11 protein-coding genes are annotated in these 18,302 nt (G+C 61.2%); 4 read left to right on the forward strand and 7 right to left on the reverse strand.

From position 1 onward, the window contains the following. Nucleotides 1-115 precede the first annotated feature (115 nt). The 4 genes from selO to HX807_RS01825 all read right to left on the reverse strand — a co-directional run bounded on the left by selO (nt 116) and on the right by HX807_RS01825 (nt 8,653). Nucleotides 116-1,579, reverse strand: coding sequence for a protein adenylyltransferase SelO (selO, locus tag HX807_RS01810; RefSeq protein WP_134325621.1), 1,464 nt, complete (start codon nt 1,577-1,579; stop codon nt 116-118). 50 nt (nt 1,580-1,629) lie between these two features. Continuing rightward, the gene (gene mscK, locus HX807_RS01815) at nt 1,630-4,980 is read right to left on the reverse strand and encodes a mechanosensitive channel MscK (RefSeq protein WP_177049103.1); all 3,351 of its coding nucleotides are present in this window, start codon (nt 4,978-4,980) and stop codon (nt 1,630-1,632) included. A gap of 70 nt (nt 4,981-5,050) precedes the next feature. Continuing rightward, on the reverse strand, nt 5,051-6,793 hold the full coding sequence (locus tag HX807_RS01820) for a potassium/proton antiporter (protein ID WP_003209410.1): 1,743 nt from the start codon (nt 6,791-6,793) through the stop codon (nt 5,051-5,053). Between the two features lie 234 nt (nt 6,794-7,027). After that, the gene (locus HX807_RS01825; protein ID WP_023659353.1) at nt 7,028-8,653 is read right to left on the reverse strand and encodes a methyl-accepting chemotaxis protein; all 1,626 of its coding nucleotides are present in this window, start codon (nt 8,651-8,653) and stop codon (nt 7,028-7,030) included. A 277-nt stretch (nt 8,654-8,930) separates the two neighbouring features. On the opposite strand from HX807_RS01825, the gene HX807_RS01830 reads away from it, so the two are divergent. After that, complete coding sequence (locus tag HX807_RS01830) at nt 8,931-9,161, forward strand: hypothetical protein (protein WP_010169256.1); 231 nt, start codon at nt 8,931-8,933, stop codon at nt 9,159-9,161. Continuing rightward, the gene (locus HX807_RS01835) at nt 9,158-9,451 is read left to right on the forward strand and encodes a cell division protein ZapA (protein ID WP_003209415.1); all 294 of its coding nucleotides are present in this window, start codon (nt 9,158-9,160) and stop codon (nt 9,449-9,451) included. Before HX807_RS01830 ends, HX807_RS01835 begins: the two co-directional genes overlap by 4 nt. On the opposite strand, the gene HX807_RS01840 is transcribed toward HX807_RS01835, so the two are convergent. Both HX807_RS01840 and putA read right to left on the reverse strand, forming a co-directional pair. Continuing rightward, on the reverse strand, nt 9,448-11,250 hold the full coding sequence (locus HX807_RS01840) for an acyl-CoA dehydrogenase (RefSeq protein WP_177049104.1): 1,803 nt from the start codon (nt 11,248-11,250) through the stop codon (nt 9,448-9,450). The genes HX807_RS01835 and HX807_RS01840 overlap by 4 nt on opposite strands. A gap of 227 nt (nt 11,251-11,477) precedes the next feature. Further along, entirely contained in the window at nt 11,478-15,431 is a 3,954-nt protein-coding gene (putA, locus tag HX807_RS01845; RefSeq protein WP_134325624.1) for a trifunctional transcriptional regulator/proline dehydrogenase/L-glutamate gamma-semialdehyde dehydrogenase, read from the reverse strand. Nucleotides 15,432-15,460: 29 nt separating this feature from the next. On the opposite strand from putA, the gene HX807_RS01850 reads away from it, so the two are divergent. Both HX807_RS01850 and putP read left to right on the forward strand, forming a co-directional pair. After that, nucleotides 15,461-15,751 (forward strand): hypothetical protein, encoded by a 291-nt coding sequence (locus HX807_RS01850; RefSeq protein WP_158213528.1) that lies wholly within the window; start codon nt 15,461-15,463, stop codon nt 15,749-15,751. A gap of 138 nt (nt 15,752-15,889) precedes the next feature. Beyond that, nucleotides 15,890-17,374 carry a sodium/proline symporter PutP gene (putP, locus tag HX807_RS01855; protein ID WP_003209422.1) on the forward strand — a complete coding sequence of 495 codons (1,485 nt, stop codon included), beginning with the start codon at nt 15,890-15,892 and terminating at the stop codon, nt 17,372-17,374. A 269-nt stretch (nt 17,375-17,643) separates the two neighbouring features. Here the strand turns inward: putP and HX807_RS01860 are convergent, their stop codons facing one another. Next, entirely contained in the window at nt 17,644-18,138 is a 495-nt protein-coding gene (locus HX807_RS01860; RefSeq protein WP_008439179.1) for a DUF2165 family protein, read from the reverse strand. Between the last annotated feature and the right edge of the window lie 164 nt (nt 18,139-18,302).

The following is an 18,302-nucleotide window of genomic DNA, read 5'->3' on the forward strand; positions in this document are numbered from 1 at the left end:
TATCTGCTTAGGTTTGTTGCGTGATTGCAACAGGCCAACCCTAGGCCGAAGAGATGTTTAATGATGTCAGGCGCGTCCGGTATTTATTTCTTTATATGTCGCTCGGGTTTAACTCCTACGACGAACAACTAATCTCCAAATGCTTCCCCCAATCCGGCGGCCGCTGAGCGTATTGCTCCATCCCCGGCTGCTCTTCAAACGGTTTGCTCAGCACTTCATGCAGCCGGCGCACTTCGCTGTAATCCCCAAGCTCCGCCGCCTGGATGGCGTTCTGCGCCAGGTAGTTGCGCAGGATATAAAGCGGATTCACCCCATGCATCCGCTCACGTCGCTGTTCTTCTGTGCCGCCGGCGTCGCGTTCCACACGGGCTTTGTACAGGTCCGCCCACTCATCAAATCCCTTGAGGTCGACAAAATCGTCGCGCAACCGCGCCACGGCTAATGCGGCGGATTCATCCCCCAGCCGGCGGAAGAACAGGGTGTAGTCGACGCCGCTGTTCTGCATCAGTTGCAGCAGGCGCTCCACCAGTTTCTGATCGTCATCTTCGGCGGTGGTGAGGCCCAGTCGGCGGCGCATCAGGTCCAGGTAGTGGGCCTGGAACAACGGCAGATACAGCCCCAGCGTTTCCCGCAGCGCCTCGACGCTGATAAACGGCGTCAACGCCTGGGCCAGAGCGCTCAGGTTCCACTGCCCGATCGGCACCTGGTTGCTGAAGGAGTAACGCCCTTCATGGTCCGAGTGGTTGCAGACGAACTGCGCGTCGAAATCGTCCAAAAATGCAAACGGCCCGAAGTCGAAGGTGATGCCGAGGATCGACATGTTGTCGGTGTTCATCACTCCATGGCAGAACCCATAGGCCTGCCACTTGGCGATTAACTCGGCATTACGCTCGACGATTTCGCGGAACATCGCCAGGTACGGCTCGGGCTGTTCCATGCATTCCGGGAAGTGCAGGGACAGCACGTGCTCCGCCAATTGCTTCTGCAATTCAGGCTTCTTGGTGTAGTAGAAATATTCGAAATGCCCAAAGCGCACGTGGCTGTGGGCCAGGCGCAGCACCATGGCGGCGCGCTCCTGTTTCTCGCGCCACACCGGCGTGGTGGAACCGATCACACACAGCGCACGACTGCTGGGAATGCCCAGCGCATGCAGTGCTTCCGACGCCAGAAACTCCCGGATCGACGAGCGCAACACCGCACGACCATCGCCCATGCGCGAGTACGGGGTTTGCCCGGCACCCTTGAGGTGCAGGTCCCAATGCTCGCCGGCCTGGTTGTACACCTCGCCCAGCAACAATCCGCGGCCATCCCCCAGTTGCGGGTTGTACGAGCCAAACTGATGCCCGGAATAGATCATCGCCCGCGGCTCGGCCTCGGCCCACAGCTTGTGCCCGCCGAACAGCTCGGCAAATACCGGTGTTTCGGCCACGGCGGGGTCGAGATCCAGCAGCGCCATGGCTGCCTCGCTCGCCACCACTAAACGCGGTTCGTCGATGGGCTCGGGCAGCACATGGGTTGAGAAGCCGTCGCCCAGGCGGGCGAAGCGGTTGTCGAAGGTCAGTTCGTCGAGGGCTTTCAACGGCCATCTCCTGAGCAGAATGTCCGACCATTCTGCTGGGGAGAGCGCGTTTAGTCGAGTTTGGCGGGCGGCGGCTCGGGCAGGTCCTGGTCCTGGGCGGGCGGCAGGATGGTCCGGTTTTCTTCTTCCACCGGCACCAGCTTGTATTCCTGGCCATGCAGGTTCTTCAGGTAAACCTCCATCTGCCGGAACGAGATGTTGATGTGGTGGTTCTTGAACTCGCGGTTGATGAAGCGGTTGACCTCATCGATCACCGGGTTGCGGTCGCCCAGGTCCCGTACATGCATGCGCAGTTCGTGATCGAGGGTGCTTTCACCGAAGTTGAGGAAGTACACGTGGGGCGCCGGGTCCTTCAACACGCGTGGGTTTTCGGCGGCGGCCTTGAGCAGCAATTCCTTCACCAGGTCCAGGTCCGAGCCGTAGTCCACGCCCAGTTTCAGGGTGACCCGGGTGATGGTGTCGGTCAGCGACCAGTTGATCAGTTGCCCGGTGATGAACGTCTTGTTCGGGACAATGATGTCCTTGCGGTCGAAGTCGGTGATGGTGGTGGCACGGATGCGGATCTTGCTCACCGTGCCCGACAGGTTGCCGATGGTGATGGTGTCGCCGATCCGTACCGGCCGCTCGAACAGGATCATGATGCCAGAGATGAAGTTGGCGAAGATTTCCTGCATCCCGAAACCCAACCCCACCGACAGCGCGGCCACCAGCCATTGCAACTTGTCCCAGCTCACGCCGAGGGTCGACAGGGTGGAGACAAACCCGACGCCGGCAATCACGTAGGACAGCAAGGTGGTGGTGGCGTAGGCGCTGCCCTGGGCCAGGTCGAGCTTGGACAGCACCAACACTTCCAGCAGGCCGGGCAGGTTGCGCGCCAGGGCGAAGGTGATGCCGATGATGATCAGGGCGCCGAGCAAGTCGCCGATGCTGATGGGCACCATGCTGATATTGGCGCCGGTGCCGCTGGTGTATTCGTAGAGGGTGACGTTGTCCAGGTAGGAAAACACCGAGATCAAGTCGGACCACACCCAGTACAACGCAGCGATAAAGCCGCCCAGCAGCGCCAGGCGAATCAGTCGCATCGACTGTTCGTTGACCTGTTCGATGTCCAGGGTCGGCTCTTCGATCACTGCTTCACCATCACCGGCTTCCTTGGCGGCCTGGCGTTTGGCCAGGGCCCGCGCATAGGCCAGGCGCCGTGCCGCTACGCCCAGGCCACGTACGAAGGTGGCTTCGATCACCAGCCAGAACATCAGCAGGTACAAGGTGTTGATCAGCCGGTCGCTGAGCTTGAGGGCGGTGTAGTAGTAGCCAAAGCATACGGCGATAAACAGCGCCACCGGCAGTGCCGTAAACACCAGGCCCACGGCCTTGCGAAACAGCGAGGCTTTTTCATGAGTCGGGCTGTTGAGCAGCAGGCGCCCGAGCAGCCACGCCATCAGTGCGTAGCAGGTCAGTACCACGCCGATGCCCAGCACATCGTCGGCCAGCGCTGCCGGCTGATGCTCGGCGATGGCCACGACGGCCACCAACGCCAGTACCACGAGCCCGAGCTTGCGTACCCAGCCCTGGAGGAATTCGACCTGGGGTTTTTCCCAGCGGAAGTGCAACTCGGCGACGCCGCCGGGCGCGAGGATCCGATACGCGGTGTAGAACACCAGCCACGCCTGGGCGATCTGCAGCAGGGCGGCGCCGAGGTTGGCGTTTTGCCCACGGGCGTCGATCTGCAGCGCATAGCCGCAGAGTGCCAGGCCCAGGGCCACCGGCATCGCCAGCGCGATATTCACCAGGATCGCCACCGGCGTGTGCCACTGGCTGTCGCGTTTGAAGTGGCCGATGTCCATATGGATTTTTTTCAGCCGGGCATACAGGTAGCTGCGACGCCACAGCAGCGCGCCGATCAACAACAGCAGCGGCAGGAACAGCAGCGGGCGCTGGGTCAGGCCGTCATACAGCTCGCTGACGCTGGAGGCCCACGGCAGGGTATTGACCTGTTTGCTCAGGTGCGCCGGTACGGTTTCCAGCCATTCGGTATCCAGCGGCTTGTTGCTGGGAATCCAGAACATCTGTTCGTCGAGGGTCGCCCGCAAGGTGGTGGCGGTGCTCAGCAGTTGTTTCTGGTTCAGTTGCAGGGTGATGGATTCGTTGAGCAGTGCGCTCAGTTCCCGGCTCAAGCGTTCCAGCAGGTCGCTGCGGGTGATCGCCAGTTCCAGCAGGGTGCGCCGCAGTTGTGGCGTCACCTGGTCGGCCGGCTGGTTGGCCAGCAAGCTGTCGACGTAGGTGCTCGGGGTGCTGATCAGTTCGCGCTGTTGATTGACCTCGAACTGGTACAGGCGAATGTTGGCGATGTCATCCGCCAGGTCGCGGTCCACGGTCAGGCGCGGCAAGGCCTGCTTTTGTTTGTAGAGGATCTTGGACAGCAACAGGCTGCCCTTGAGCACGTTGATCTGCTCGTCCAGCGCCGAGTCGCTTTGGGTCACGCTGTCCAGTTGCTGCTTGGTTTGCAGGTTTTTCTGGGTCAGCTCGTTGAGCCGGTCAGTGCTTTTGAGCAGGTAGTCGGACAGTTTCAGGTTGGCCGCGCTTTCCGTGGCGAGCAGGCTGCTGCCCCCGGCCTTCTGGGCTTCGATGGACTGCTGGGTCACGGTTTCCTGGGACTGGGCCAGGCGTTTCTGGTTGATCAGGGTTTGCAGGTCCTGGATTTCCTGCTCCAGGCGCGCGGTCTTTTCCAGCACCAGGTCGTGCTGGCTGTTGCCCAGGTCTTGCAGTTGGCTGTTGCCGGCCAGTTCCTGGCGGCGCAGGGGAATCAGGGCGTTGAGTGCGGCCAACTCGGCATTCAGCTGGTTGCGCTGGTCGCCGCTGTGGGTCTTGCCGTTGTCCTTGCCTGCCTTGAGGGTCGCGTTGATCTGCTGGATACGTGTCTGGCTGCTGCTGATTTCGGTCTGGGCGCGCTCGGGTCGGGTCTGGGCCGCGATGGTCAGGCTGTTGGCGTCGGCCAGTTCCTTTTGCAGGTCGCCTTGCTGGGTGGTGCGCTGCACCAGCAGTTGTTCAAGTTGCGGCACCGGCAAGGTGGCATAGCGCTGGGCGACGGGAATCACCTTGGTGGCCTTGAGGCGGGTCAGTTCGCGCTGGTTGTCGACGGTCTGGCGCGGCGCGTCTTCGAGCTGGCGCTTGAGGTCCACCAGGCGCTGCTGGTAGTCCTGCTGGTTGCCGAGGAAGGTGAGCGTTTGCTGCAGGATGCTTTGCAGCGCCTTCATGTCGGCGTCGGGCAGCTTGCGGTCCGGCAGCTTGTCCAGGGTTTGCTGGACGGAATCGATGCTGGGCGGGTCGGCCGCGTGTACGGTGCCGACGCAGAGAGTCAGGCCCAGCAGGGCAGTGGCGAGAAAAGTGCGCAGGGTTGTCATAGAGACCGGTCGAGCAAGGTGAAAAATAGGGGGCGTCCCGACATCGACTGGCGCGCCGTCGCCCCGCAGTTTAGAGGAAGAGTCCGGGGCCCGGGCGACTTCCTTCGGGGAATCTGACGCCGACTTTGCCGATCTTGTTCCCGTCCATGACCGCGACGGTCCAAATGGTGTTGTTCCATTCCACCTGGTCGCCGACCACGGGTGCCCCGCCGACTTTCTGGGTGATGAAACGACTCAGTGGCATGTCCGGGTCGATGCCCTCGAGCTTGAGCCCGTACAGAGCCGAAACCGCGCCCAGCTGGGCGTCGCCTTCCAGGACGAAGTCACCGAAGAAGCGCAGGTCGAGGCCCCGTTGTGGTGCCTGGCTGAACAGTTTGCCGAGGGCCGGCAAGTTGTGTTCATGGCCGATTACGCACAGCAAATCATCGACTTCGAGCACCGTACTACCCGACGGATGGAGCAGTTGCTGGCCACGAAACAGCGCGGCGATCCGCGTGCCTTCGGGCATTTTCAGCTCCCGCAGGGCGGCGCCGATGCACCATTTTTCGGCGCCCAGGCGGTAGACGAACAGCTCCCACTCGCTGGTGACGTGCACTTCCAGGGCCGCCCGGGAAATCGGCGCCGGCTCTGGCGGTACCGTCACTTTCAACAGTTTGGCGACCCACGGCAGGCTCGTACCCTGCACCAGCAACGACACCAGCACGATAAAGAACGCCAGGTTGAAGTACAGCTGCGCGTGGGGCAGGCCGGCCATCAGCGGGAACACCGCCAGAATGATCGGTACCGCACCGCGCAGGCCGACCCAGGCGATAAAGGCTTTCTCTCGGCCATGGAAGGCCTTGAACGGCAACAGGCCGACGATCACCGACAGCGGCCGTGCGAAGAGAATCATCCACAGCGCCAGGCCCAGGGCCGGCAGCGCGATGGGCAGCAAATCATGGGGCGTGACCAGCAGGCCCAGCACCAGGAACATGCCGATCTGTGCCAGCCAGGCCATGCCGTCGAGCATATGCAAAATGCCGTGCCGGCTGCGCACCGGGCGGTTGCCGATCACCAGGCCGCACAGGTAAACGGCGAGGAAGCCGCTGCCGTGCAGGGCGTTGGTCAGGGCGAACACGAAAAGGCCGCCGGAAATCACCAGGATCGGGTACAGGCCGTTGGCCAGGTTGATCCGGTTGACCATCTGCAGCATCAACCAGCCGCCGCCCAGGCCGATGATGCCGCCGATGCCGAACTCGCGGATCAGGTGGCCCAGCAGGCTCCAGTGCAGGCCAGTCTGGCCGCTGGCGAGCATGTCGATCAGGGTGACGGTGAGGAACACCGCCATCGGATCGTTGCTGCCGGATTCGATTTCCAGGCTGGCGGTGACCCGTTCGTTCAGGCCTTTGCCGCCCAGCAGCGAGAACACCGCTGCGGCGTCCGTGGAGCCGACGATGGCGCCGATCAGCAGGCCTTGAATGATGTTGAGGTTGAACAGCCAGGCGGCTGCCATGCCGGTGAGGCCGGTGGTGATCAGCACCCCGACCGTCGCCAGGGACAACGCAGGCCAGAGGGCTACACGGAAACTGGCTACCCGCGTTCGCAGTCCGCCGTCGAGCAGGATCACGGCCAGGGCGAGGTTGCCCACGAGGTAGGCAGTCGGGTAGTTATCGAAGATGATGCCGCCGCCGTCGACGCCGGCGATCATGCCCACGGCCAGGATGATTACCAGGATCGGAATCCCCAGGCGGGACGAAAGAGAACTCACCAGAATGCTCGCACCTACCAGCAACGCGCCGATCAAGAACAGGCTGTTGATGGTCGTCGCATTCAAAGGCATTACTCCATGAGCAGGAAAGACGAGGCGCAAACTGACCATGCAGTCTGCGTGCCAGCGATTCTAACCTGTTGAATTGCTGTGCTGTCAAAAAGGTTTTGAATGGCTGGCGCATATTCAATGTGGGAGCGGGCTTGCTCGCGAAAGCGGTGTGTCAGTCGCCTTATGCGTATCTGATCCACCGCATTCGCGAGCAAGCCCGCTCCCACATTTTTAGCCCTGCGGTATCCGTTAAAGCCTGAACCGCCCCACCATCCCGTTCAAATCCACCGCCAACCGCGACAGCTCACTGCTCGCCGCACTGGTCTGGCTGGCGCCGGTCGCCGACTGCACCGACAAGTCACGAATATTCACCAGGTTGCGATCCACTTCCCGCGCCACCTGCGCCTGCTCTTCAGCGGCACTGGCGATCACCAGGTTGCGCTCGTTGATTTCAACGATGGCAGTGTTGATGGTGTCCAGCGACATCCCCGCACCCTTGGCGATGTTCAACGTCGATTCCGCCCGCTCGGTGCTGTTGCGCATCGAATCCACTGCATGCTCGGTACCGGCCTGAATGCTGCCGATCATCCGCTCGATTTCGCTGGTGGACTGCTGGGTGCGATGGGCCAGGGCCCGCACCTCATCCGCCACCACCGCAAAACCACGCCCGGCTTCACCGGCACGCGCCGCTTCAATCGCGGCGTTCAGGGCCAGCAGGTTGGTCTGGTCAGCCAAGCCACGAATCACGTCCAGCACCTTGCCGATGTCCCGGGACTCTTCCGCCAGGTTGCCAATCAAGGTGGCAGTGGCTTGCACGTCGCTGCTCATGCGTTCAATGGCGCTGACGGTTTCCTGCACCAAATCACGTCCATCGCCCGCAGACGACGTGGCGTTCTTCGAGGCTTCGGAAGTGCTGACCGCGTTGCGGGCCACTTCTTCAACCGCGCTGGTCATCTCGTTCACCGCCGTGGCGGCCTGTTCGATTTCGTTGTTTTGCTGGGTCAGGCCACGGGCGCTTTCGTCGGTCACGGCATTCAGCTCTTCCGCGGCGGAGGCCAATTGGGTGGCCGAGCCGGAAATGCGCTGCAAGGTGTCCTTCAATTTGTCCTGCATCTTGGCCATTGCCAACAGTAGTCGGCCGGCTTCGTCGTTGCCTTCCACCTTGATCGGGCGCGTCAGGTTGCCTTCGGCGATTTCCTCGGCGGCATCCAGGGCCTGGGCGATCGGCAGGGTGATGCTGCGGGTCAGCAACCAGGCGAACAGCATGGTCAGCGCCGTGGCGAGGATCAGCAGGATCACCACCAGCTCAAACGCCATGTCGTACTGGTCGGCAGCTTGCTGGTTGGTGGCCAGCGCCATCTTGTTGTTGATGTCCAGCAGGCGGTTCAGTACGGCGTTGACCTGATCCGAGTTGTTCAGCAGCTCGGTATTCAGCAGCGTGCGCAGCTCTTCCACCTGATTGGCCCGTGACAGGCTCTTCATGCGCTCTTCAATCTGATGGTACTGGGCCAGCAGACGCACGTATTCATCGTAGGCAGCACGTTCTTCGCTGCTGTCGATCAACTTCTCGTAGACCGCCTGGGCCGTACGAATCTGCTGATTGCGCACGTCAAAAGACTCAAGGGTCTTTTGCTGGACGTCAGGCTCGCGGTTGGTCAGCAGGCGATACGACAGCACCCGCAGGCGCAGGGTCAGTTGAGTGAACTCGTCCAGGGCGCGAATGCTCGGCACGCTGCTAAGGGTGATGTCTTCCGTCGCCGCACGGATCTTGCTCATCTGGTTCAGGGCGAACACACCGAGAAACAACATCAGCGCGCCAATCAACGCGAAGCCGAGAAAGGCCCGCGGCGCGATATTCATATTACGAAGAGACATGTTGTGATCCTGGGGAGAAGCGCGATCCATGCGGGGTTTGAGCGGGGTGTCCATGACCTATCGGTCATACGACTAAAGTCTTGAGGGGGTGCGCGCTTTTGTCGCAGATCGGGGCGGGCCGACGGGATTCAGGAACCAGATGCCATAAATGCAGTCACTAAGGCTCGAAAGCGTGGCCTGCCCTGTAAAATCAAGGCCCCGCGCCAGGGATAACCCTGGCATCCGAGGTGAATTTTCTTTATCGTCACCGCCCTTTGAAAAAGCCCGAGAAATCAAAATGTTAGAAGCATCCCTCAGCCAATTGGAACAACTGGTCAGCGACCTGGTACAGCAGAACCAGGATCTACTGGGCACCAACGAATCCCTCAAGGCCGAACTGGCTCGCGCCAAGGATGAAAACGACAGCTTGCAGCTGAACCTGATGGAACAGGAAGAAAAGCAGGGCGCCACCGCTGCCCGTATCCAGGCGTTGGTTGAGCGTGTGAGCGCAGGTCCTGTCGGCGCATGAATGAAGGGATAAAGGTCGTTTCGATTCTCGGTGAGGATTACTCGATCAAGGCACCGGAAGGGGAAGACAACACCCTGATGAGCGCCGTGACGATGCTCAAGGCATCCCTGGCCACCACCAAGAAAAAGTACCCGACGCTGATCGGTGACAAGCTATTGGTGCTGGCGGCGCTGAACCTGTGCGCCGAGCAGATCGAAATGCAAAAGCACCACCAGCAGGAACTCGACCGTTACCAAGAGCAAGTCAGCGCCACGGTCGAGGTGATTTCCAAGGCAATCGGAACGCCTTAGAACCACTCATCCTGCATCCCCAGGCACGTGTCATCGCGTGCCTCGAGAATCGCCAGTTCATGATGGCAGCCCGGTATTTCCCACGTCAGGAAGTACCGGGCGGCCTGGAGCTTGCCCTTATAGAAGGCGACATCGGCAGCATTGCCCCTGGCCAGCCCTTCCTCGGCGCGAATTGCCTGTTCCAGCCAGCGCCAGCCAATCACCGTATGCCCGAACACTTTCAGGTACAGCGCCGAATTCGCCAGGCTGCTGTTGACCTTGCCTTGGGCGAGATCCGTCAACAGGCCGAGGGTGACCTCTTGCAGGCGTGCCACCAGTTGTTCCAGCGGTTCCCGCAAGGCATTCAGCGACGGATACTCCTGTGCCCGTGCGCCGGTCTCGGCGATCAGGCGGATCAGTTGCTTCAAGCCCGCACCGCCGTTCTGCGCCAGTTTGCGCCCGAGCAAGTCCAGCGACTGAATGCCGTGGGTGCCTTCATGGATCGGGTTCAGACGGTTGTCGCGGTAGTACTGCTCCACCGGGTATTCGCGGGTGTAGCCGTGGCCGCCGAGGATCTGGATCGCCAGTTCGTTGGCTTTAAGGCAAAACTCCGACGGCCAGGATTTGACGATCGGCGTCAGCAGGTCCAGCAGTTCGTGGGCCTGTTTGCGCTCGGCTTCGTTGGGCAGAGTAGTGGTGTCATCGAACAACCGTGCGGCGTACAAGCCAAGGTCGAAGGCGCCTTCCACGTAGGCTTTTTGGGTCAACAGCATGCGTTTGATATCGGCGTGCTGGATGATCGACACCGGCGCGGTGTTGGGATCCTTGCTGTCGGGCAAGCGGCCTTGGGGACGTTCACGGGCATATTCCAGGGAATACAGGTAGCCGGCGTAACCCAGCATCACCGCGCCCATGCCCACGCCGATCCGCGCTTCGTTCATCATCTGGAACATGCAACTCAGGCCCTGATGCGGCTGGCCCACCAGGTAGCCGACGCACTCGCCGTTATCGCCGAAATTCAACGCGGTCGAGGTGGTGCCACGCCAGCCCATCTTGTGAAACAGCCCGGCCAGCAGCACATCGTTGCGCTTGCCCAGGCTGCCGTCCTCGTTGACCAGGAACTTGGGCACGATAAACAGCGAAATGCCCTTCACCCCGGCAGGTGCGTCCGGCAGCTTGGCCAGCACCATGTGCACGATGTTCTCCGATAGCGGGTGATCGCCGCCGGAGATGAAGATCTTGTTGCCCTTGAGGCGATAGCTGCCATCAGCCGCCGGCTCTGCGCGGGTACGAATATCCGACAGCGATGAGCCCGCATGGGGCTCGGTCAAGGCCATGGTGCCGAAGAAGCGGCCTTCGATCATTGGTTGCAGGAAGCGTTGTTTCTGCTCCTCGGTGCCGAAGCTCTCGATCAGGTTGGCGGCGCCCATGGTCAGAAACGGGTACGACGTGGAAGCCGCGTTGGCTGACTGGAAGTGTGCGAAACACGCCTGGGACAGCAGGGTTGGCAATTGCATGCCGCCAGCGTCGAAGCTGCGGGCGGCGTTGAGAAAGCCGGCTTCAAGAAAGGCCTCCACCGCCGGTTTCACTTCAGGAATCAGAATCGCCTGACCGTTCTCGTAGCGGGGTTCGTTCTCGTCGCCCTTTCGGTTATGCGGGGCGAAGAACTTCTCGGCAATGCTGCGGGCGGTGCCGATGGCGGCGTCGAAGGTTTCACGGTTGTGTTCGGCAAACCGCTCGCGCTGGGTCAGGCCCTCGGCATCGAGGACTTCATACAGCTCGAAAGCCAGATTGCGGGAACTGAGCAGCGTCTCGGACATGGCGGCTTACCTGTGTGGGAATGGGCCTGAGTCTAAGTGCGCAAATAGAGGCTGGATAGCAAGATTGATCTGGGTGATGGAGGGGCAAAACGCGGCTCGAAGGTGGAACGCGGTCAATGTGGGAGCGGGCTTGCTCGCGAATGCGGTGGATCAGTCAGTACCTCCGGTGACTGACACTCCGCATTCGCGAGCAAGCCCGCTCCCACAGTTTTACCGCGTTTCTTCAGTTAGCCGATGGTCATCAGGCTGGCGTTGCCGCCCGCAGCAGCAGTGTTGACGCTCAACGCCCGCTCGATCACCAGGCGCTCCAGGGCAATCCCGGTTTCGCCCGAAGACAAACCGTGAACCCCGACAATCGCCCCGCCACGCTTGGCCACTTGCTGGCAAACCCCGCGCAGTTGGTCGGAATCACCGTGATGCAGCACGGCATCAAACACGGTTTCATCCTTGGTCCAGTCAGCCACCCGCGTGATCTTCGCCTGAATATCCTTCGGCAAGCGTGCGAACACGGCCTTGGTCAATTCAGTTTCCGGCCATACCGCCGAGCCGCCGACTGCCAGCACGGCCGCCAGTTGCGTCAGCAGGTCGCCTTCCACTTCCGCCAGGCACAACACGTGCTCGCGGGGCAGGATGGCGTAGCTGTTGCGCTCGCCGGTCGGGCCGGCCAGTTGGCGGGTGATACCGCTTTGGGATTGCGCGGCGAACTGCACGCACAGGGCGCTCAAGTCGCTCAGCTTGCTGCTGTCGGCCCAGGCTTTCAGGGCGGTCAGCGGCTTGCTCATGGCATCCCGCAGGCGAACATCCGGTGCGGCCAGTGCATCACCACGGACGAAGGATTGCTCGATGGCGTCCGTAGGACGGGTCGACAGCAGACGGTACAGATACAGCGGGCCGCCAGCTTTCGGGCCAGTGCCCGACAAGCCTTCGCCACCGAACGGCTGCACACCGACCACGGCACCCACGATGTTGCGGTTAACGTAGACGTTACCGGCATGGACGTTGTCGATCACCTTGGCGATGGTCTCGTCGATGCGGGTGTGCACGCCCAGGGTCAGGCCATAGCCGGAGGCATTGATCTGGCCGATAAGCTGGTCGATCTCTTTGCGCTTGTAGCGCACCACGTGCAGCACCGGGCCGAAGATCTCCCGTTGCAGTTCGTCGAAGCTTTCCAGTTCGATCAGGGTTGGCATCACGAAGGTGCCGCGCTTGATCTCTTCGCTATCGGCAATCGCGACCTGGTAAACGTTGCGGCCTTTGTCGCGCATGGCCTGGATATGTTTCTCGATGCCAGCCTTGGCTTCGGCGTCGATCACCGGGCCGATATCCACCGACAGGCGCTCCGGGTTGCCGAGGCGGCATTCAGCCATGGCACCTTTAAGCATTTCGATGACGCGGTCAGCGGAATCTTCCTGCAAGCACAGTACGCGCAGGGCCGAGCAACGTTGGCCGGCACTGTCGAAGGCCGACGACACTACGTCGATCACCACTTGTTCGGTGAGTGCCGAGGAGTCGACGATCATTGCGTTCTGGCCACCGGTTTCGGCGATCAGCGGAATCGGACGACCCTGTGCATCCAGACGGCCGGCGACACTGCGTTGCAGCAAGCGCGCAACCTCGGTGGAACCGGTGAACATCACGCCCTTGACGCGATCATCACCCACCAGGCGCGCACCGACGGTTTCGCCCTGGCCCGGCAGCAGTTGCAGCACGCCTTCCGGAATCCCGGCTTCCAGCAGCAGGCGCACGGCTTGTGCGGCCACCAGCGGTGTTTGCTCGGCAGGCTTGGCCAGTACCGGGTTGCCGGCGGCCAGTGCAGCGGCGACCTGCCCACTGAAGATCGCCAGCGGGAAGTTCCACGGGCTGATGCACACCACCGGACCCAGCGGGCGGTGAGCGTCGTTGGTGAAATCGTTGCGAGCCTGCACCGCGTAGTAACGCAGGAAGTCCACGGCTTCACGCACTTCGGCGATGGCGTTGGCGAAGGTCTTGCCGGCTTCGCGGGCCAGCAGGCCCATCAGCGGCTGGATCTCGCCTTCCATCAGGTCGGCGGCACGTTCCAGGATCGCGGCGCGTTCGGCGGGCGGGGTGGCCTGCCAGATTGGCGCAGCGTTCAGGGCGCACTGGATGGCGTTGTCGACGTCTTCGACAGTTGCTTCCTGTACGTGGCCAACCACGTCACGCAGATCCGACGGGTTCAACACCGGTGCAGCCGCTTCATTGCTGGAAGCGCAACCGAGCATCGGCGCGGCTTTCCAGTTGTTATGCGCGGTAGCCAGCAAGGCGCAGGACAGCGACGCCAGGCGGTGTTCGTTGGCCAGGTCGATACCGGCGGAGTTGGCGCGCTCGGCACCATACAGGTCGCGGGGCAGCGGGATACGCGGGTGCGGCAGGCCGAAGCCGCCTTCCAGCGTCGCCATCTGCTCGATGCTGGCCACTGGATCGGCCACCAGCTCCTGGATCGAGATGGATTGGTCGGCAATACGGTTGACGAATGAGGTGTTGGCGCCGTTTTCCAGCAGGCGACGCACCAGGTAAGCCAGCAGTGTTTCGTGGGTGCCGACGGGTGCGTACACGCGGCACGGACGGTTCAGCTTGCCTTCGGAGACCTTGCCTACAACCTGCTCGTAAAGCGGCTCACCCATGCCGTGCAGGCATTGGAACTCGTACTGGCCGGGGTAATAGTTCTGACCGGCGATGTGGTAGATCGCCGACAGGGTGTGGGCGTTGTGGGTAGCGAACTGCGGGTAGATAACTTCCGGTACCGAAAGCAGTTTGCGTGCGCAGGCAATGTAGGAAACGTCGGTGTACACCTTGCGGGTGTACACCGGATAGCCTTCCAGGCCTTCGACCTGGGCGCGCTTGATTTCGCTGTCCCAGTACGCGCCTTTTACCAGGCGGATCATCAGGCGGTGGCGGCTGCGGCGTGCCAGGTCGATCACGTAGTCGATCACATACGGGCAACGCTTCTGGTAAGCCTGGATCACGAAACCGATGCCGTTCCAGCCGGTCAGTTGCGGCTCGAAGCACAGGCGTTCCAGCAGGTCGAGGGACAGCTCCAGGCGGTCGGCTTCTTCGGCGTCGATGTTCAGGCCGATGTCGTACTGCTTGGCCAGCAGGGTCAGCGACAGCAGGCGCGGGTACAACTCGTCCATCACGCGCTCGTACTGCGCACGGCTGTAACGCGGGTGCAGGGCCGAGAGCTTGATGGAAATGCCCGGGCCTTCATAAATCCCGCGACCGTGGGACGCCTTGCCGATCGAGTGGATGGCTTGTTCGTACGAGGCCAGGTATTTCTGGGCGTCGTGTTCGGTAAGTGCGGCTTCACCGAGCATGTCGTAGGAATAGCGGAAGCCCTTGGCTTCGAACTTGCTCGCATTGGCCAGGGCTTCGGCGATGGTTTCGCCGGTGACGAACTGCTCGCCCATCAGGCGCATGGCCATGTCGACGCCCTTGCGGATCATCGGCTCGCCGCTCTTGCCGATGATGCGGCTCAGGGATGAGGTCAGGCCGGCTTCGTTGTGGGTCGCGACCAGTTTGCCGGTCAGCAACAGGCCCCAGGTGGCGGCGTTGACGAACAGCGACGGGCTGTTGCCCAGGTGCGGGTGCCAGTTGCCGGTGCTGATCTTGTCGCGGATCAGTGCGTCGCGGGTGCCCTTGTCCGGGATGCGCAGCAGCGCTTCGGCGAGGCACATCAGCGCTACGCCTTCCTGGGACGACAGGGAGAATTCCTGTAGCAGGCCTTGGACGATGCCTGCACGGCCGCCGGCGCTTTTCTGATTGCGCAGTTTCTCGGCGATCGAAGAGGCGAGCTTGTTGGTGGCCTCGGCCATTGCCGCGGGCAGGCGAGCCTGCTCGATCAGCATCGGCACCACTTCCGGCTCCGGGCGACGGTAGGCGGCGGTGATCGAGGCGCGCAGTACGGATTGCGGCAGGATGCTTTCGGCAAATTCCAGGAAGCACTGGTGGGCGTGGTCGGTCTGGACCTCGCCGGCTTCTTCCGCGTCCTTGCTGCCCAGGCCGTTGAGCTCGGCCAGGGTTGCACCACCCTCGAGTTTCTCCAGGTAATTGAAAATCGCCTGCTTGATCAGCCAGTGCGGCGTGCGATCAATGGAGGTCGCGGCCGCCTTCAGGCGCTCGCGGGTCGGGTCGTCAAGTTTGACCCCAAGGGTGGTCGTAGCCATCTTCTTATCCTCATGGGTGCCACTACTGCGTGGCATCAGCTGGCGGCAAGATTAGCTTTGCGCCGAGAGAGGTGCAACCGGGTGCAACCCTTTTTATCCATGAAATTTTTGATGCTGATCGGGAAAAATTATCGCCGCAGCCGAATCGGCTGCGCCTTGGTGCATTTGCTTCTGACTTTGGCTGCTCTTGCTCCGAAAAGGAGCAAAAACACGGTGTTTTTCGCAAAATACATCAAGGTGCAACTTATTCTCAAGAAACTGGTTGCACCTTATTTGCTTTGTTGAATAGCATTCGCGCCCAAGGTGCAACCTCTTACTGACGGTTCATCGGCTGATGGCTTTCCTGGGGAAACGTCAGTCATAAATGCGCGGCGCCAGGCTTCGTCTATCCACTAGCAAAGTGGATGGCCGTCCGGACAGACCGCCGCTACATAAAAACAAAGCCAGGGCGTAACTCAATGAGCGTAAGTAATCCTACCCTGATCACATTTGTGATCTATATCGCTGCCATGGTGCTGATCGGCTTTATGGCCTATCGCTCCACCAACAACCTTTCCGACTACATCCTCGGCGGTCGCAGCCTCGGCAGCGTGGTTACCGCGCTTTCGGCCGGTGCCTCGGACATGAGCGGCTGGTTGCTGATGGGCTTGCCCGGCGCGATCTACATGTCTGGCCTGTCGGAAAGCTGGATCGCCATCGGCCTGATCGTCGGTGCCTACCTGAACTGGCTGTTTGTAGCCGGCCGCCTGCGGGTGCAGACCGAGCACAACGGCGACGCCCTGACCCTGCCGGATTACTTCTCCAGCCGTTTCGAAGATAAAAGCGGCCTGCTGCGAATCATCTCTGCGGTGGTGATCCTGGTGTTCTTCACCATCTACTGCGCTTCCGGCATCGTGGCTGGCGCCCGTCTGTTTGAAAGCACCTTCGGCATGTCCTACGAGACCGCGCTGTGGGCCGGTGCTGCCGCGACCATTGCCTACACCTTCGTCGGTGGTTTCCTGGCCGTGAGCTGGACCGACACCGTGCAAGCCACGCTGATGATCTTCGCCTTGTTGCTGACCCCGATCATCGTGCTGCTGGCCACCGGTGGCGTCGACACCACCTTCCTGGCGATCGAAGCGCAGAACCCTGACAACTTCAACATGCTGAAAAACACCACCTTCATCGGTATCATTTCGCTGATGGGCTGGGGCCTGGGTTACTTCGGCCAGCCGCACATCCTCGCGCGTTTCATGGCGGCGGATTCGGTGAAATCGATTGCCAACGCACGTCGCATCTCCATGACCTGGATGATCCTTTGCCTGGGCGGCACCGTGGCGGTGGGCTTCTTCGGTATCGCCTACTTCTCGGCGCACCCGGAAGTCGCCGGTCCCGTGACCGAGAACCACGAGCGTGTGTTCATCGAGCTGGCCAAGCTGCTCTTCAACCCATGGATTGCCGGTGTGCTGCTGTCGGCCATCCTGGCGGCGGTAATGAGCACCCTGAGCTGCCAGTTGCTGGTGTGCTCCAGTGCCCTCACCGAAGACTTCTACAAAACCTTCCTGCGTAAAAACGCCTCCCAGGTCGAGCTGGTATGGGTCGGTCGCGCCATGGTGCTGTTGGTGGCGCTGATTGCCATCGCCATGGCCGCCAACCCGGAAAACCGCGTACTGGGCCTGGTGAGCTACGCCTGGGCTGGTTTCGGTGCTGCGTTCGGTCCCGTGGTACTGATCTCCGTACTGTGGAAAGGCATGACACGCAATGGCGCACTGGCCGGCATCCTGGTGGGCGCGATCACCGTGATCGTGTGGAAGCACTTCAGCCTGTTTGGCCTGTACGAAATCATCCCGGGCTTCATCTTCGCCAGCCTGGCGATCTACTTCGTGAGCAAGCTGGGCGCGCCGACGGCTGGCATGCTTCAGCGGTTTGACGCAGCCGAGGCGGATTACAACCTCAACAAGTAATCGGCGGGGGCTCGAATGCCCGCTGAAGTGAAAACGGCCCGCATCTTTTGGATGACGGGCCGTTTTTTTTGCCTTCCAGATCTCGCAGTGTTGTTTTCACGGGTTCAGATGATCACTGAAGTAAACGGCCAATGTAAGCGCTCGCCTGGTGGCTGTGAGCGTTGAATGTGAGGCGGTTTTTATACTTTGGGAAAAGGGCTACAAACTACCGTCAGCTATCTGACAGTAGTTTGCGAAAGGGCATCCACCGATTTTGAATTCGTGGTTTTTCAGTCGTGGTCAGTGTCCGGCTGGTTGAGAAAAATCAGCACACCCAGGATCGCCATATAGAACTTGAACGCCGCTTCCTGGCCGTTCCACTGATGGGATTGCCACATCAGGAACCACTCGCCGCCGATCACCATAAAGCCGAAGAACCACACCACAAAACCCAGGGTCAGCCCGACGATTGCGCTTTTCTTGGCGCGATTGAAGTCGATACCTGTGGCACGACGAGCCCGCCACAAGGCCAGTGCTCCACGCGCCAGCAGCACGGCCGTCAGGGCTTCACCGGCGATGATCAGCCAATATGCACCGTGCCACAGCCATGGGGTGGTGATGGCGCGATACATCGCGGCGTTGCCGGGGAAGGTGGTGTCCATGCTCAGCACATGTTTGACGAAGGCAAAGTTGGAGCCGTAGTCGGTGATGTTGCTGAAGGCCACGAGTGTGGCGAAGGCTGCCAGGGCAAGGGTCAGGACGATTTTTGCGTAGCGGGTGGCCATGTTTTTTCCATTGTCATGGGGCGACGGGGGACGAATACGCTAGCACGCTGGTGGTAGGGCTTCGATGCCTGATACATGAAGATTAAAGCGCCTGCGATGTAGGGATTTACTGATTTGCCTGCAGCGCACTCAGCTCGGCAAACAGCTGGTGCAGAATCGGCCAC

The sequence above is a fragment of the Pseudomonas sp. D8002 genome, assembly GCF_013385695.1.
In the GTDB taxonomy this organism is placed as follows: Bacteria; Pseudomonadota; Gammaproteobacteria; order Pseudomonadales; family Pseudomonadaceae; genus Aquipseudomonas.

What these genes read in the sequence shown, in the direction of transcription:
- mscK (WP_177049103.1), bottom strand. Translation starts at nt 4,980, where the DNA reads ATGACAACCCTGCGCACTTTTCTCGCCACTGCCCTGCTGGGCCTGACT.
- HX807_RS01825 (WP_023659353.1), bottom strand. Translation starts at nt 8,653, where the DNA reads ATGTCTCTTCGTAATATGAATATCGCGCCGCGGGCCTTTCTCGGCTTC.
- HX807_RS01830 (WP_010169256.1), top strand. Translation starts at nt 8,931, where the DNA reads ATGTTAGAAGCATCCCTCAGCCAATTGGAACAACTGGTCAGCGACCTG.
- HX807_RS01835 (WP_003209415.1), top strand. Translation starts at nt 9,158, where the DNA reads ATGAATGAAGGGATAAAGGTCGTTTCGATTCTCGGTGAGGATTACTCG.
- HX807_RS01840 (WP_177049104.1), bottom strand. Translation starts at nt 11,250, where the DNA reads ATGTCCGAGACGCTGCTCAGTTCCCGCAATCTGGCTTTCGAGCTGTAT.
- putA (WP_134325624.1), bottom strand. Translation starts at nt 15,431, where the DNA reads ATGGCTACGACCACCCTTGGGGTCAAACTTGACGACCCGACCCGCGAG.
- putP (WP_003209422.1), top strand. Translation starts at nt 15,890, where the DNA reads ATGAGCGTAAGTAATCCTACCCTGATCACATTTGTGATCTATATCGCT.
- HX807_RS01860 (WP_008439179.1), bottom strand. Translation starts at nt 18,138, where the DNA reads ATGGCCACCCGCTACGCAAAAATCGTCCTGACCCTTGCCCTGGCAGCC.